Here is a 14,426-nt window from a genome sequence, read left to right on the forward strand (position 1 = left end):
AAATCTACATGTTCAAATAAAAATCTTTGGTAAGATTAATATAGTCTTCGGTATATTGGTGGCGATCGGTTTCTATAATTAAAATATCCTTGTTAATTGGTGCACTTTCATCAAACGAAAAGGCTATTAAACTTCGTTTAATTTCTGAATTAGGGTTGCCTTTAACATGTAGAAAATGTTTTGGGAATAATCCAGTTTTAGATGCCAGTTCAACAAAGTGGTTTTCCTCTTTAAAAGGAATAACTACTGAAAACAAACCATTTTCAGAAAGCAATTTAGAAACACCATCAATCAAGTGGTCAAAGGGCATAGCATCTTGAAATCGTGCCGTATCCCTCTGCGTATTATTTGTTTTAAAATCTTCGGTATAAAATGGTGGATTCGAAACAATAAGATCGTATTGATCGTCAATTTCATTAACGAATGCTTCCAAAGATGCATGGTAGCAAAACAATTTGTTGTTCCATGGTGACTGTTCAAAATTATCGACACACTGTTCAAAAGTATTGTTGTCAATCTCAATAGCGTCTATTAATTGAGCATTGCTGCGTTGCGCCATCATTAAGGCAACAATGCCTGTTCCTGAACCTATATCTAAAATTGATAAAGGTTGATGGTGTACTGGGCTCCATGCGCCTAATAGAACGCCATCGGTGCCCACTTTCATAGCGCATCGATCTTGGTTAACGGTGAATTTTTTAAAAACAAAAGGGTTGTCGGACATTCTACATTTTTAGATGCCAAAAGTATTAATTTATAGTGTGTATTATTAAGATTAGTATGCCATATCTTAAAATGTTGAAAAATATGTTATTAAACTATGTTAAAATTTATAATTTGCAAATCTGTTTTAAGTTATATTTACGTAAATGGATTAAAAAAAAGTAAAAAATGAAGGTGAAGCAATCAGAAAAAGTCATTATTAAGATTAATAATTTATTGGAAATGAATTTCGAGATTGAAAAGATTTATTTAGATTCTGTTGAAATCGTTAACGATAAAAGATTGAAAACTTTTTTTAGAGAACGCGCTTTTGAAAGAAATGAATTTGGAAGAGGGTTGCGTAAACAAATTATTAAGCTTGGAGGTGAACCCAAAAACTTCGATAAGTTAAACCGATTAAGCAGCAGGTATTATATTTTATGGAAGAATATTAGACCCATGCTTAATGATAATAGAGAAACAGAACTATTAGATCAAATATGTAGTATTAAGCAGTGGAGTATTGATAACTATAATAGTTTGTTGCAGGAAATTAACCTGTCATTGTCTTTATGTAAATTATTGGTGGGTCAACGTGATGCGCTCCATGTTAACATGAATGCCATAAAAGCTAAAGAAGCGTTAGTAGCTTAACTTACAAGTACAAGTCGATTAACCCTTCGGGAGTTTCAACCAAAATAGTTTTAGTTTCCCTATTAACTTCAAGAATGAATTCATCATTCATGGGGATTAAAATTTCCTTTCCGTTATTATCAATTTCAAAAAGAGATTGGGCTGTCGAGTCGTTAATGGATTTTATAACACCTAAATTACCATAGTTTTTATCGTTTATGGTAAAGCCAATAACCTCATGAAAATAGAATTTATTGCCTTCTAGTTTTGGTAGCAATTCTAAAGGTAAGTATAAGTCACTTTTCAGGATGGCGTCCGCATCAGCTTCAGAGTCAACATCTTCAAATTTTATACGCAGTAATTCCGATTTATGTAATTGGGAATGTTCAATAAAAAAGGGGATCAGATTGTTGCGAAGGTCTAAAAAAATGGCGTCTAAGTGCTCATAAAGTTCGGGTTGGTCTGTGTCTAGTTTGGCCAATACTTCACCTTTAAAGCTGTACTTTTTTACTATTTTACCTAGGTAGAAACAATCGTCTTTTTGCATGTCATTTTTGGGTACAAAAAACTCCGATAGTTCTATCGGAGTTTTAAAAGTATAAAAAATAAATTTTTATTCCTCTTCGTTTGTAGCTTCAGTTTCAGCAGCAGGAGCTTCAACTTCTGCAACTTCCTCTTCAACAACTGGAGCAGCTGCAGCAATTCTAGCTTCGTTTACTGCTTTTTCCGCAGCTAAGGCTTCGGCTTTAGCCTTGGCATCAGCTTTTGATAAACCGTCGGCTTTAGCTTGTACTTTAGCGGCTTTTTCCTCTAACCAAGCATTAAATTTTGCTTCAGCTTGTTCTTCGGTTAAAGCACCTTTTTTAACACCTCCAGCTAAATGGTTCTTTAATAAAGCTCCTTTGTATGAAAGGATAGCTTTAGCGGTGTCTGTTGGTTGAGCACCATTCTGCAACCATTTTACAGCACCGTCAACACTTAAGTCAATTGTTGCTGGGTTAGTGTTTGGATTGTAAGAGCCTAATTTCTCTAGGTACTTACCATCTCTTTTTGCTCGTGCATCTGCTGCAACGATCCAGTAAAAAGGTTTTCCTTTTTTACCGTGTCTTTGTAATCTAATCTTTACTGGCATAATAATTAATTAGTTGAGGTTCACGACCTCGGGTTATTAATAAGGGCGCAAAGATAGTGTATTTTTTTAATTTTTAGACTATTATTTTATCTTGAATAATCAAAAATTCATTTAAAACAACAAACATACTGGAGAATCCATCTTTACCTCTTGCAAGAAGGTAAGTGTTCCATTGGTTTGGTCTATGCTAAACACCGTAATATTATGACTGCGTTGATTGGCAACCAATAAAAATTTACCTGTAGGATCCAAGGTAAAGTTTCTGGGCCAATCGCCATGAACACTTGTGTTCTGGATTTTTTCAAGAGTGCCATTTAAGGGCTCTCTTTTAAACACAACAATGGAGTTTTCTCCTCGGTTCGAACCGTATAAAAATTGTTCGTCTGCAGAAAGGTGAATGTCGGCACAATAGCTGTCGCCATTAAAATCATGGGCTAGGGTAGAAAGGGTTTCAATAGGTTCAAAACCACTTTTGGTTTTTTTGCCTGAAGTAATGGTGCTGGATAGTTCGTTTATAATATAGATGAAATTGCCATCCTTTGTTATAGCAAAATGTCTTGGTCCTGAATTAGGATGCATGGGTACAATCGATGAGGAAACTTCTCTGTAAGTACCATTTACTAGTTGGTATTGGTAAACCCCATTTTTCCCTAAATCGGCAGCGTACAAGTCATCACCTAAAAATTGGGCAGAATGGGCATGCGACACAATACTATCAGTATTATGCTCCAAAACTTGCAAAGCGTCACTTAATTCCCCATTATTTTTAACGTTGAATATGGAAAAGTTACCGCCTGAATAATTAGAAACTACGGCTTTGTTTCCCGTTTCATTAATAGAAATATGACATGGGTGTGCCCCCTTACTGGAAACTTTATTTAATAGAGTTAACGAATTTGAATTCACTTTAAAAGCCGATACTGAGCCGTTCTCATTTTCATTAACAGCATATATGTAATCTTTGTTTGGGGCATAGGTTATAAACGAAGGGTTTTCAGTTTTGGCGACTAGGGTTTTGTTGATCAGTTCACCTGTTTCCATATTGAATTTAAAACTGTAAATACCCTCACTTTCGCCATCAGTATATGTGCCAATATATAAGGGAATAGAATTGTTTTTACAACTAAAAGAAAGTATAATGGTAAGTGCGATTAAAAAATAGTTGATCTTCATGAGTCTTAAAATTTAAAAATCTAATTTATGATAAATTAACATAAATTGAAGCCTAAGGTGTTAATATTCCCCTAAAGCATTATTAAACTTTGTTAAAGGGTTTGACAAAACCTGTTTACAACCCTATATTATTGGTGCAGATGTGAAACAATACGCATCTTTAAAAAAAATATTGAAATTTAAAATGAAAATGATATTATGAAGTTTACAGAGAAAATTTCAAACAAATTAAATGAATTATTAGTAAAAAACTATGATGCTGAAAAGGGGTATTTAAATGCGGCTGAAACAGTCGATAGTCCAGACTTAAAAATATTCTTTAAAAGACGCGCTACAGAAAGAAGTGAATTTGCCAAAGAATTAAGAACAGAGATTCTTCGCTATGGTGAAGAGCCAAAAGACTCAGGGAGTTTTAAAGGGATTGTTCATAGAAATTGGACTAGCCTTAAGGCTTTATTCTCCTCCAACGATGAAGAAGCCATTTTGGAAGAAGCCATCAGAGGCGAAGAAGATAGTTTGGAAGAATATCTTGAAGTATTAAAAGATAGAACATTGCCGCCAAGCGTTGATACCATGTTGTTTAAGCATAAAAGTGCTATTCAAGCAGCAATTAACACGGCAAAAGTTAAAGAAGAATTGGTGTCCTAATAGTAATCATAATTATATAATAAGGCGCAACCTTTTTGAGTTGCGCCTTGTTATTAATTATATTATAAAGATAATTTACTGGTCTTCCATTTGAAACTGTTTTTTATCAATTCTATGCTTGTATATACGGGCAATTATTATCGATTGCGTATATCATTTGGTCTTTGTTTCTAACAATCCAATAGAAATAGTATCTAATAACATATTAATATGTTATTAGATACTAAGTTTTTTATAATACTACTTGGAACGGTTAGGTCTATATGTGGTATTTTTTGAATTTGTTTAGTATGGTTTTGACTTTATGATTTCTATTTTACTTATTTTAAATAATGTATATATAATATAAAAGATGATAAACCAAATAGAAAAAATTAATGCACTAATGATAAGAATAAGTGGGATTGGAGCATTTGCTGCTGCGGCCCAGAGAGATCTCTTTTCGTCTAATTGATCTGGCGAAGGTGATGGGACCCCCCACTTTTTAATGGTTTCAATAGTTTGGTCATTGTAAAGATCAGAATCTATAATTTTAACCAAAATGGTGACATTACCTTCTGAATCACCCGGAAGATCATTTGGAAACTCAATTTTAACTGTTCCTGTTTCGTCAGTGACATTAAATATATCACCAATTGGCAGATTACTAAAGGTTCTTTTTACGTAAAAATATAGCTCAAGGTCTTCTATTGGGTCGTTGTTAAAATTGGTTGCCGTGGCAATTATGATTTTGGAGTCGGCTTCTTCATTAAACGACAATGCTATTTTTGCATCTTCCATAGTGCCATTCTCTTGGCCTGATACCGTATAAAAGTTTAAAAAAACAAATAAGACTGAATACGATATTCTTAAAACCCAACTAATGTTATAAATCGCTGTTTTCATATTTTAAAAATTTAGTATTGGGTGACGTTTTGAAAGGTGTTCATGCTTTTGTATGGGTATTACAGGAAATAGTTTGATAAGGACCGTAATAATTAATAAAAACCAAGCAAATGATGCAAAAGTAATAGTCCATTCTTCCCATGTTGGATTATAGTGTAAGTACGATTCATCTACCCCTTGTATTGGTAAATAAGGATGTTGTAAAGATGGTATTACAATTAAAAAACGTTTAAACCAGGCCCCTAATATTATAAATATTGAGATTATAAATATTGGCAAGGACCTGCGCATGCCTTTAAAAAGTAATAATACAATAGGAAAAACGAGGCCCCCCAATTGAACAAACCAATACATAGGAGCATAATTGCCAACAAATAACTCCGTTATGTGTTCTCCCTCTACACCAACCATTTTAAATGCTGGCCCTAAATATTCGTTAATGTTAAAGTACAGGTATACCAATGATAATAAAACTAAAAGTTTACCCATTTTATCAAAATGGGCTTCTGTAATATAAGCCTTAAGATTAATGGACTTTCTTATAAAGTACATGGCTATAATAATGGCCGCTGCACCTGCCATAAATGCACCTGAAACGAAGTAGGGCCCCAAGTTAGTGCTATCCCACCCAGGGCGCCATGTTGTAGCAAACAGCCATGAGGTTACGGTGTGAATAGCAAATGCTACTGGTAGAACAGAAATGGCTAAAATTTTAGTCACCTTTTGAAGCATGGTCACTTGTCTTGGATCGTTTTGCCAATTAATGGCCAAAACTCTGTATAATTTCTTTTTCCAATTTGGAATTGCTTTTAATCGATCACGACAGAGAGCAAGATCAGGAAGCAAAGAAATATAAAGTAATATTAAACTTATTACCAAATATGTTGAGATAATAATAACATCCCATATAATTGGCGACTGAATTCTTAAATATCTGATAACATAAAAGAACCTATCTGGTCTACCCATATCCACAATTATTATTACAATAGCGCATATAATAGCAGATACTGCAATAATCTCCGAAATTCTTGTAAGTGGTTTAGACCATTCATTTTTGTTAAGCTTTAATATGGAACTAAAAAGAGAACCTACCAGGCTAATTGCGACGAAGAAAACAAAATTGGAAATATAAATGCCCCAAGAGGTGTAATCTCTCATTGCGGTGACGACCAAACCATATTTTAACTGTCTATAATAACCATACATTCCTATTAAAATAACAAGAATTAAAAACGCTATCCATAGTTTATAACGCCAAGAAGTTTTTAATATATGTCTTAAAAGATCTTTTTCTCTTCTATCGTTAAATTCTTGATTATGTTCTATTTTCGTATTCATGACGCACTGTTTTCAGAATTTTCTTTTTCAAAAGGGAAGAGTCGATCAACGGGCGGTAAATAATAAACTCTGGGTTTTGTTCCAAGTTCTTCCATATATCGGTAACCTGCTTTATCTCTTAAAAGTGTACTTAGCCTAACAGTCTCTTCTCCGTTTGTTACGGCGTCTTCAAGCTCATTTCCAAAATAGATTACACCATTTGGGCACGAGGTAACACAATGTGGTAGTTTGTCTTGACGTAGCATATCGGGACAAAAGTCGCATTTAGCCACCGTACCCTGTTTACTTGGCAGACTCGTTTCTGGTGAATATGGAAGGTTTAACTTGCCTTCGGGAGGGTTACCCCAATTGAATACCCTTGCAGAATAAGGGCAGGCTGCCATACAAAATCGACAACCTATACAACGCTCGTTATCGATGAGTACAATACCGTCTGAGCGCTTAAATGTAGCTCCAACTGGACAAACTTTCACACAAGGAGGATTATCACACTGGAAGCATTTTTTTGGCAACCAATAAGGTGAAGACCCTTCATTGTCTTTCATTTCAAGAACCTTTATATAAGGTCGATCTGGTGTTAAATTGTGATGTTTGTCACAGGCCTGAATACATTTTCTTGCATTCTTACATTTACTTAAATCGACAACCATGACAAACTTTTTTCCGGGAATTCCTTTACGCGCTTCTTCAGGAGGTGCCCCATGATATAAGTGTTCCATGGCTTCAATTTCAGAATTTGGCACTTGAACAAGTTTACCATCAGGAGTTAATAAGGTGGTTTTTTTAGTTGATTTATCCTTGCAGGATGAAAGGGGGTTAAAAGCCAACCCAGTTGCAGCAAGAACACTTCCGGTTGATAGTTTTTTTAAAAACTTTCTTCTGGAGTCCGATCTTGGATTATTGTCTTCCATAATCAATATTTGAATTAAACAAACAATCTTGTAGAAAACTAAAGATAAGGTGTAAAAACCTAAAATTTAATGACTTATGTCATGTTTGACTCTTAGCTCTTTAGTGAAATGCATAGAGCAATTGATTTAAAACTTAAGTAATAAAAAAAACCGAACAAAATGTTCGGTTTTTTTAAATTGAAGCAAAAAAATTATTCGGCCAATGTTCTCATATAATTTACTATTAGCCATCTGTCCTCATCGTCAGGAATTTTTTTTGTGTATTCAGGCATATCATCTTTTCCAAATGATGTTTTATAGAAAAGTACACCATCTGTTTGTTCTTGGAACTCTTCACTGGAAAAGTCGCCTAAGTCTCCATTCATTTCTGCTGCTTTAGGGCCGTCACCGTATCCCTCATTACCATGGCAAGATTTACAATGTTTAGAGTACAACGATTTGCCTATGGCAAGGTCCTCATCAGGATTGGTTGGGTTTTTCATATTGACATATTCTTCTGGAATATTCCAGCCATCCTGAAAAACGGAGGTAAAAGAATATAAACTAAATATAATAACTCCAATAAGTGTTAACGTTTTTAATGCTTTCATAATTAAAACAATTAAGATTTAGATATTTTAAATAAATTGATAAATAAATATATAATAAATCCCCAAATTCCAAAAATTATTAAGTTAGGGAATATTAATAAAAATAAAGGTGTTTTGTTTCTTGGCGACCACATCGTTCTATCGTCGAACGTAGATTCCTCTATTATAGGTATACCAACAGGTGCATTAACAAGTGCCTTTACAGTTCCATATTCTTCACTATCGCTCAATACAACTTCAATAATCAAATTTCCATTAATACCAGGAATGTCATTATCAATTACTGCAATAATTGATCCATTTTTGTCAGTCATATTAAATTCTTTACCAATTTTTAAAGGTTTAAACAATCTTTGGATTTGAACATTAAGCAATTGGTCGCTCAATACGCTGTCTGTTTTAGTTTCTTTTAGTATGGCACTTATATAATTGATGCTATCTTTTGATATTAATTTTGTTATAATACTGGCATCTTTAAAGCTAATGCTTTTTGAAGTTTTTTTGTATGAGTCATCTCCTTTAAAAGACACAACAAAATTGTAAGTATTAGTTGAGTCGGATTTTATCGAATCGAAATTTTTTAAAACAAATTTACATACACCATGCATATTTGTTTTAACAGTTCCCAATAGGGTCTTTTCGTCGTCTATTTCATTGAAAACAGATAAATCGATGTTAGAGACATCTACATTTTCTCGATTTACTCGTGAAAATGCTTTTATATTGAAATAGGACACACTATCCATGATCTTAGTGTAGTCTATTTTTAATCTCACGGCATTTTTTTTAGCGCTTTGGGCATAAACTGAATGTAGCCTTGAAGATGATAAAAACATTCCGATGAATACTAGAAAAACAAAAGGATATTTTAGCATATTTTTCATGATTCTGGATTTTTTTTATTTAAAGTCATGTCCTTTTCGTCTGCAGTCCGTTGAATAGGTATTACGGGCAAATAACGAACGAATAACGTAATAATTAATAAAGCCATGGCTAAAGTTGCAAAAGTGATTATCCATTCATGGGCACTTGGGAAATAATGATGCCATGATTCTGGAACACCTTCAATAGGTAAAAAAGGATGTAATAATGTTGGTATCACAATAATGTAACGTTTCCACCACGAACCAACAACGACCATTAAGCCTACAAAAAGCATTGAAATGGGCTTTCGTCCTTTCTTAAACAATAAAATAACCAAAGGTAACAGCAAACCAACTATTTGTGAGAACCAAAATAATGGGGCCCATTCTCCAGAAACCAAGGCACTTAAGTGGATGTCTTCTTCAACTGGAGCCGTAAATATTGGAATTAAATACTCATTAATGTTAAAGTAGAGGTAAGTAAGACATGCTAATGCCAAGAATTTACCTAGTTTATCAAAATGATAGTCTGTAATATAGTCGTCTAGGCCTCTTACTCTCCTAATGATGTAAACCATAGTAACTAATGCGCCTAACCCAGCAACAAAAGCTCCTGAAATAAAATAGGCTCCCATATTGGTGCTATCCCAACCAATTCTATAAGTGGTAGAAAATAACCAGGCATCTATAGTTTGTAAAATAATACTAACAGGGATAATTAATACAGCAATTATTTTAATAGATTTTTCTTGTATTGATTTTTGACTTTTACTCCCTGTCCAGTTTAAAGAAAGTTTTCCATACCATTTGCTAAATTTAGGTTTTGTCTTCTCATAGAATTTTTTAAGTATTGCCAAATCGGGTAATAGTGGAAAATATAATAAGAGAAAACTTAAGGCGATGGTTGTTGGAATAATAATAACATCCCAAGTAATTGGAGATTGTAATCTTGCGTGAATAAAAAGGTTTAACAATCTATCAGGGCGTCCCATATCTATCATGATGGTCAAGCCAGCCATCACAATAGATGCAAACGTAATAATTTCAGCAATTCTAACTAAAGGAGTTCTCCAAGTATTATTTGTTAATCTTAAAACGGCCACAGTAACAGACCCTACAAAACTTGTCGCCACAAAAAACACGAAATTTGATATGTAAATACCCCAAAGCGCATAATCTCTCATATTGGTCACTACCTGCCCATTTATTACTTGATCGATATAAGCAATGAGCCCAAGTATAATAATGATGATTAAAAAAATTATCCATACAGTGCCCCTTTTGCCAAATTTTCTAGGAGCTAATTTTTCTAGAAGCGTATCGTAATTTTTCATAATTATTCAGGTTTTTCAGGAGATGTTGGCTTTTCTACCGATTCAAATTCGGTATAGTTTTCCAGGCCTTTCTCAAAATCGACCAATCGATCTACAGGAGGGAGGTAGTAAACACTTGGTGCAGTACCCAATTCTTCCAATAATCTATAACCTGCTTTATCTTTGAGCAATTTGCTAAGACGCAGTGTTTCCTCACCATTGGTCACAGTATCTTCGTATTTATCCCCAAAATAGAATACACCATTGGGACAAGCTGTGACGCAATGTGGTAATTGATTTTCATTAATTTGGTGAGGGCAAAAGTCACATTTATCTGGGGTCCCTTTTCTGCTCGGAACACCGGCATATTCAATCGATGGATTCTCATGGCCCATATGCATCATATTGAGGGTAATCTCACTCATTTCACCCTGTTCGGGTTCACTCCAATTAAACACCCGTATTGAGTATGGACAGGCCGCCATACAGAAACGACAGCCAATACAACGCTCATTGTCAATTAAAACCAATCCATCCCTTCTTTTGAAGGTAGCATCAACTGGGCAAACCGAAACACAGGCAGGTTGATCACAATGCATACAGGTCCTCGGCATCCAATAGGGTGCTGTATCTTTGGATTCTTGCATTTTATGAACCTTTAGCCAGGCGTTTTCACCAGTTACATAGTGATGTTTATTGCAGGCACTTACACATTTTAAGGCATTTTTACATTTGGCCAAATCAATAACCATAACAAATTTACGATTAGGAATTCCTTCACGTACATTATATTTGGTATCATGATGATCAGAGTGTTTTACTTCCTCAACTTCTGAAGCGTCTACTTGAATTATTGAGCCATCAGTAGTCATTAATTCTAATTTTTCGACACTGTTGTCTTTATTGGAAGCGCTTAATTTTTCAGAAAGATGGGACAGCCCAAGTCCTCCAATAGCAGATACAAATCCTAACTTAAGGCCCTTATCGAGAAATTTACGTCTGGAGTTTTTTTTATTATCTTCCATAACAAATGAAGTTTCAACTATACATTACTGTTTTTTCCTAGCCACTTAAGAAAGGATTTATTTGATATGTCTTTCTTGATGATTTTAGATTCTTTTATTGTACTAACCTTAACCTTAACGGTAGTACCATCGGGTTTTAATAAGGTTTGATACCCTTCTTCTTCATCTTGGGGTTTAGTAGAACTCTTATTTTGACTGCCCATTCCCAAAAAGGGCAATAATAAACTACCGCCTAAAATGGGTAAAAAGCCTCTTCTTGAAAGTTGATTTCCTTTACCAAATTTATTTTTCATGACATCTTAAAAATTATAATTACGGGTAATATTAAAACCAATCAAAGCACCTCCATTAAAAAAGTCATTGGTGTTTTTCATGTAGTTATATTGAGGTAATATGCCATTAAAGTTGGTGATAAATATTTGAAAGGCATGAGCTGATGTAGAAAACTCAGCACCAAAACTAAACCCTGTAATATTGTATTTATTGTCATTTAACTTGGTTATAGGGGTGCTAATATCACATATTAGTGCTGTTTGAGGGCTTACCTTATATCGCCCACCAAAGGCTATAGAAAGTCTATCATTTTCTTTGCGGGAATTTACGTCGTTATAATTAACGACATTAAAATGGGATAAACTTGGAGCAATTTGCAGTGAGAGGTTTGAATTAAACCTTTTAGCAATTATTAGTTGGTGGAAGTAGGAATATCGGTCTTGTCTTATTAAAAATGGACCGTTATTGGCATCAGGAGGAATAGGATCTCCATTAGGGTATTTAGTATCAAAAGAGCGTCCATCTATGGCCATATTTCCAAAATAACTGATGCTTACGGGCATACTTCCAGATCGCGTTTGTTTTAATAAACCAACTTTTAAGCTAAAGTCACTTATTCTATTCTTTTTGGTAATACCGTATCCTACAGTTACCCAATCTAATACAGCATAAGACAAAGCAATCCTAATATTTGAATTCGCACCATAAATTCCAGCTAAAGAATTTTTTTCTTCAATAAGCCCAAACCTGTGTTGCATCATAACTTCTAAAGTGTTTTTATTGAATAATACGTTAGAGGCATTATCAATTAATGTGGCACTTTCAAAAGCAGGCCGGGCAGGTTTTTCAACAATGGAGTCTTTAGCCTTTTTTTGTGAAAAGCACAAAGCTGGAATAATTAACAAGACAAACAGTAATATTTTATACTTTTTCATTGTAACATCTTTAAGGTTAGTTATTTTCGGCACCATCATCAATCCACTTTTTAATCAAGGCTATAGAATTAGCATCAACATTTCTATGGCCATCTACCAATTTAGTGTATAGTTTGCTCGCGCTGCTATTTTTAGGGACAACATATCCCGAAATTAAAGAAGCATATTCGTTCCCAGCTGTTAAATCTGGACTTTGTCCGGAAGCACCATGGCATTGTGTACAATTATATGTTACAAATATAGGAGCAATATCATCTTTAAACGAAACGTCAGTTCCAGGATCGATAACCACATCACCGTCTTCTATAACTTCAGGAAATTCATCGTAATAACATGAAAATAAGACTAGCGGGATAATGCTAACGAGAACTATTTTAAATAGTTTTTTCATTTTAATTAATTTTTAACTTTAAATAGTCAACTTCAATTTTATATAAAATTGATATACCTACTCAATTAAAGGGGTTACAATAGTATGGTCCTTAGGGCCATACTATTGTAACTAATATATTATTGTAAGTTAGCTATCGAATTTTTAATCAATGATTTTGCATAATCAGGATTGTGGATACCCTTACTTCTATCTTCTAAAATAAACAGGAAGTTCCAGGCGGCTTCAGCAGCTTTTAAGTCAAATAGTCCTCGCACAGGGTGCCATGCATCATCACCAGCATCGTAATGTACAATTCCTACAACTGGCACAGGCGTCACGCCATCAGCTTCAAAAACAGGTTGGTAATCACCATTAGCATCTCTAGCTATTGCTTGACCAATCACTTGCTCTAATAAATGGCCTAAGGTATCCATGTCTTCTTCTAAGCCGGTCACTTTTAATTCTTCGACTGGACCACCGTGGCAATCAGAACAATTGTTTCTGGTAGGATTCCAACTATGTCCATAGGAACCGTCTGTGGTATGGCGCATGTGGCAATCAACACAGCTACCGGTATCAGTTCTATGCTTAGCTTGCTTAACAGCAGGGATTGCCTCAACTAAAGTAAATGTAGTATAAGCTCCTAATAAACCTTCCAATAAAGCCGTTTGTGGACCGTGGTGAGGACCCCAGTGTGTACTGGTGTTCATATATTTGCCATTGGCATCAGGTGTAGGTGTTCCTCTTCTTGGCTGGTGGCAGTTGGCACATAGGTTACTGGCATTGCCATAATCTAAAATGTAATCATCTAGATTGGGATCTTCAGCAAATACTTTAAAGTCAACTGGCGCGGCAGTTCTTACGGCCATATCATTGCCATCGTTTTCAAAATCAAATGAACTGTGGGAATCATGGCATCCAGTACATGATAGTGGATTTGAGATTCCATATGAGTTACCACTTGCATCTGCAACCGCTACAGCACCGGTTTCAATATAATCTATAAATCCTTCATTGTTATGACATGATGCACAACTTTCTCTGGTGCCTCTATCCCAAGATTCATAAGAATACGCCGGATCACCACCGTGGTTTGAAGTTAAGTAGGCATCCCAAATACCACTACGGTGGGTATCAGAGTGACAATCTATACAGACTTGAGTGCCAACGCCGTCAATGCCGTCAATGCCATCAACTCCGTCGATACCATTAGTCCCGTTCTCTCCATCTTGACCTGGAATTGCGGTGTAATCACTTGTACATTGGAAAAACATTAAACTAGATGTGACAACAATCAAGTTAACGATGAGCTTTAAATTTTTCATGATGATATTTATTATATGATAATTATGACCAAAAATAAAATGTTATGGTACCCTAAACTATGACAAATGTCATTTTTAGATCTAAAAAAGCATTAAGATAACATCTTTTTTTTTAATTAACGTTAAGGGAGCATTTACTTTTTAATTACACTGGATTATAAAACTTTTTAAAAGGTTTTTAGCAGAGGTTTTTATGGTGTTATGGTTAAATGATTGTAGTTTATATTCTGTTTACAACTGTTTATAACTTCATTCTTATAAAGTGGAAAATCTATGTATTTTTATACACTTCGTTTTTGCTCGA

General features: G+C 34.6%; 17 protein-coding genes. 2 read left to right on the top strand and 15 right to left on the bottom strand.

The annotated features are described in order from the left end of the window. Window positions 1-4: 4 nt before the first annotated feature. Complete coding sequence (locus tag MR053_RS04815) at window positions 5-724, bottom strand: tRNA1(Val) (adenine(37)-N6)-methyltransferase (protein ID WP_242131309.1); 720 nt, start codon at window positions 722-724, stop codon at window positions 5-7. A gap of 167 nt (window positions 725-891) precedes the next feature. Between MR053_RS04815 and MR053_RS04820 the strand changes: the two genes are divergently transcribed. After that, complete coding sequence (locus MR053_RS04820) at window positions 892-1,356, top strand: DUF2383 domain-containing protein (RefSeq protein ID WP_242131310.1); 465 nt, start codon at window positions 892-894, stop codon at window positions 1,354-1,356. 1 nt (window position 1,357) lies between these two features. On the opposite strand, the gene rimM is transcribed toward MR053_RS04820, so the two are convergent. The 3 genes from rimM to MR053_RS04835 all read right to left on the bottom strand — a co-directional run bounded on the left by rimM (window position 1,358) and on the right by MR053_RS04835 (window position 3,640). After that, window positions 1,358-1,882, bottom strand: a complete 525-nt coding sequence (gene rimM / locus MR053_RS04825) for a ribosome maturation factor RimM (protein WP_242131311.1) — start codon at window positions 1,880-1,882, stop codon at window positions 1,358-1,360. Window positions 1,883-1,948: 66 nt separating this feature from the next. Beyond that, window positions 1,949-2,467, bottom strand: a complete 519-nt coding sequence (locus tag MR053_RS04830) for a 30S ribosomal protein S16 (protein ID WP_242131312.1) — start codon at window positions 2,465-2,467, stop codon at window positions 1,949-1,951. 111 nt (window positions 2,468-2,578) lie between these two features. Further along, the gene (locus tag MR053_RS04835) at window positions 2,579-3,640 is read right to left on the bottom strand and encodes a lactonase family protein (RefSeq protein WP_242131313.1); all 1,062 of its coding nucleotides are present in this window, start codon (window positions 3,638-3,640) and stop codon (window positions 2,579-2,581) included. Window positions 3,641-3,838: 198 nt separating this feature from the next. On the opposite strand from MR053_RS04835, the gene MR053_RS04840 reads away from it, so the two are divergent. After that, window positions 3,839-4,288 (top strand): ferritin-like domain-containing protein, encoded by a 450-nt coding sequence (locus MR053_RS04840; RefSeq protein ID WP_242131314.1) that lies wholly within the window; start codon window positions 3,839-3,841, stop codon window positions 4,286-4,288. Between the two features lie 285 nt (window positions 4,289-4,573). Here the strand turns inward: MR053_RS04840 and MR053_RS04845 are convergent, their stop codons facing one another. The 11 genes from MR053_RS04845 to MR053_RS04895 all read right to left on the bottom strand — a co-directional run bounded on the left by MR053_RS04845 (window position 4,574) and on the right by MR053_RS04895 (window position 14,122). Continuing rightward, the gene (locus MR053_RS04845) at window positions 4,574-5,173 is read right to left on the bottom strand and encodes a hypothetical protein (protein ID WP_242131315.1); all 600 of its coding nucleotides are present in this window, start codon (window positions 5,171-5,173) and stop codon (window positions 4,574-4,576) included. Window positions 5,174-5,176: 3 nt separating this feature from the next. Beyond that, a complete protein-coding gene (nrfD, locus tag MR053_RS04850; RefSeq protein ID WP_242131316.1) occupies window positions 5,177-6,514 on the bottom strand; it encodes an NrfD/PsrC family molybdoenzyme membrane anchor subunit in 1,338 nt (445 codons plus the stop codon). Further along, window positions 6,511-7,425 carry a 4Fe-4S dicluster domain-containing protein gene (locus MR053_RS04855; RefSeq protein WP_242131317.1) on the bottom strand — a complete coding sequence of 305 codons (915 nt, stop codon included), beginning with the start codon at window positions 7,423-7,425 and terminating at the stop codon, window positions 6,511-6,513. The genes nrfD (MR053_RS04850) and MR053_RS04855 overlap by 4 nt, the downstream gene beginning before the upstream one ends. A gap of 191 nt (window positions 7,426-7,616) precedes the next feature. Beyond that, window positions 7,617-8,015, bottom strand: coding sequence for a c-type cytochrome (locus MR053_RS04860; RefSeq protein WP_242131318.1), 399 nt, complete (start codon window positions 8,013-8,015; stop codon window positions 7,617-7,619). Between the two features lie 11 nt (window positions 8,016-8,026). Further along, complete coding sequence (locus tag MR053_RS04865; RefSeq protein ID WP_242131319.1) at window positions 8,027-8,899, bottom strand: hypothetical protein; 873 nt, start codon at window positions 8,897-8,899, stop codon at window positions 8,027-8,029. Further along, window positions 8,896-10,212: an NrfD/PsrC family molybdoenzyme membrane anchor subunit gene (gene nrfD / locus MR053_RS04870; RefSeq protein ID WP_242131320.1), complete on the bottom strand. Its 1,317-nt coding sequence runs from the start codon at window positions 10,210-10,212 to the stop codon at window positions 8,896-8,898. The genes MR053_RS04865 and nrfD (MR053_RS04870) overlap by 4 nt, the downstream gene beginning before the upstream one ends. A 2-nt stretch (window positions 10,213-10,214) precedes the next feature. Continuing rightward, entirely contained in the window at window positions 10,215-11,216 is a 1,002-nt protein-coding gene (locus MR053_RS04875) for a 4Fe-4S dicluster domain-containing protein (RefSeq protein WP_242131321.1), read from the bottom strand. A 17-nt stretch (window positions 11,217-11,233) separates the two neighbouring features. After that, entirely contained in the window at window positions 11,234-11,509 is a 276-nt protein-coding gene (locus tag MR053_RS04880) for a hypothetical protein (protein ID WP_223552202.1), read from the bottom strand. Between the two features lie 6 nt (window positions 11,510-11,515). Next, window positions 11,516-12,424: a DUF5777 family beta-barrel protein gene (locus MR053_RS04885; protein ID WP_242131322.1), complete on the bottom strand. Its 909-nt coding sequence runs from the start codon at window positions 12,422-12,424 to the stop codon at window positions 11,516-11,518. A 16-nt stretch (window positions 12,425-12,440) separates the two neighbouring features. Then, complete coding sequence (locus MR053_RS04890) at window positions 12,441-12,815, bottom strand: hypothetical protein (RefSeq protein WP_242131323.1); 375 nt, start codon at window positions 12,813-12,815, stop codon at window positions 12,441-12,443. A 119-nt stretch (window positions 12,816-12,934) separates the two neighbouring features. Beyond that, window positions 12,935-14,122 carry a hypothetical protein gene (locus MR053_RS04895; RefSeq protein ID WP_242131324.1) on the bottom strand — a complete coding sequence of 396 codons (1,188 nt, stop codon included), beginning with the start codon at window positions 14,120-14,122 and terminating at the stop codon, window positions 12,935-12,937. Between the last annotated feature and the right edge of the window lie 304 nt (window positions 14,123-14,426).

Origin of the sequence: Aestuariivivens marinum (genome assembly GCF_022662175.1) — a bacterium.
Classification (GTDB): domain Bacteria; phylum Bacteroidota; class Bacteroidia; order Flavobacteriales; family Flavobacteriaceae; genus Aestuariivivens; species Aestuariivivens marinum.

Coding starts and splice junctions, on each gene's coding strand:
- MR053_RS04815 (WP_242131309.1), bottom strand. CDS start 724: ATGTCCGACAACCCTTTTGTTTTTAAAAAATTCACCGTTAACCAAGAT.
- MR053_RS04820 (WP_242131310.1), top strand. CDS start 892: ATGAAGGTGAAGCAATCAGAAAAAGTCATTATTAAGATTAATAATTTA.
- rimM (WP_242131311.1), bottom strand. CDS start 1,882: ATGCAAAAAGACGATTGTTTCTACCTAGGTAAAATAGTAAAAAAGTAC.
- MR053_RS04830 (WP_242131312.1), bottom strand. CDS start 2,467: ATGCCAGTAAAGATTAGATTACAAAGACACGGTAAAAAAGGAAAACCT.
- MR053_RS04835 (WP_242131313.1), bottom strand. CDS start 3,640: ATGAAGATCAACTATTTTTTAATCGCACTTACCATTATACTTTCTTTT.
- MR053_RS04840 (WP_242131314.1), top strand. CDS start 3,839: ATGAAGTTTACAGAGAAAATTTCAAACAAATTAAATGAATTATTAGTA.
- MR053_RS04845 (WP_242131315.1), bottom strand. CDS start 5,173: ATGAAAACAGCGATTTATAACATTAGTTGGGTTTTAAGAATATCGTAT.
- nrfD (WP_242131316.1), bottom strand. CDS start 6,514: ATGAATACGAAAATAGAACATAATCAAGAATTTAACGATAGAAGAGAA.
- MR053_RS04855 (WP_242131317.1), bottom strand. CDS start 7,425: ATGGAAGACAATAATCCAAGATCGGACTCCAGAAGAAAGTTTTTAAAA.
- MR053_RS04860 (WP_242131318.1), bottom strand. CDS start 8,015: ATGAAAGCATTAAAAACGTTAACACTTATTGGAGTTATTATATTTAGT.
- MR053_RS04865 (WP_242131319.1), bottom strand. CDS start 8,899: ATGAAAAATATGCTAAAATATCCTTTTGTTTTTCTAGTATTCATCGGA.
- nrfD (WP_242131320.1), bottom strand. CDS start 10,212: ATGAAAAATTACGATACGCTTCTAGAAAAATTAGCTCCTAGAAAATTT.
- MR053_RS04875 (WP_242131321.1), bottom strand. CDS start 11,216: ATGGAAGATAATAAAAAAAACTCCAGACGTAAATTTCTCGATAAGGGC.
- MR053_RS04880 (WP_223552202.1), bottom strand. CDS start 11,509: ATGAAAAATAAATTTGGTAAAGGAAATCAACTTTCAAGAAGAGGCTTT.
- MR053_RS04885 (WP_242131322.1), bottom strand. CDS start 12,424: ATGAAAAAGTATAAAATATTACTGTTTGTCTTGTTAATTATTCCAGCT.
- MR053_RS04890 (WP_242131323.1), bottom strand. CDS start 12,815: ATGAAAAAACTATTTAAAATAGTTCTCGTTAGCATTATCCCGCTAGTC.
- MR053_RS04895 (WP_242131324.1), bottom strand. CDS start 14,122: ATGAAAAATTTAAAGCTCATCGTTAACTTGATTGTTGTCACATCTAGT.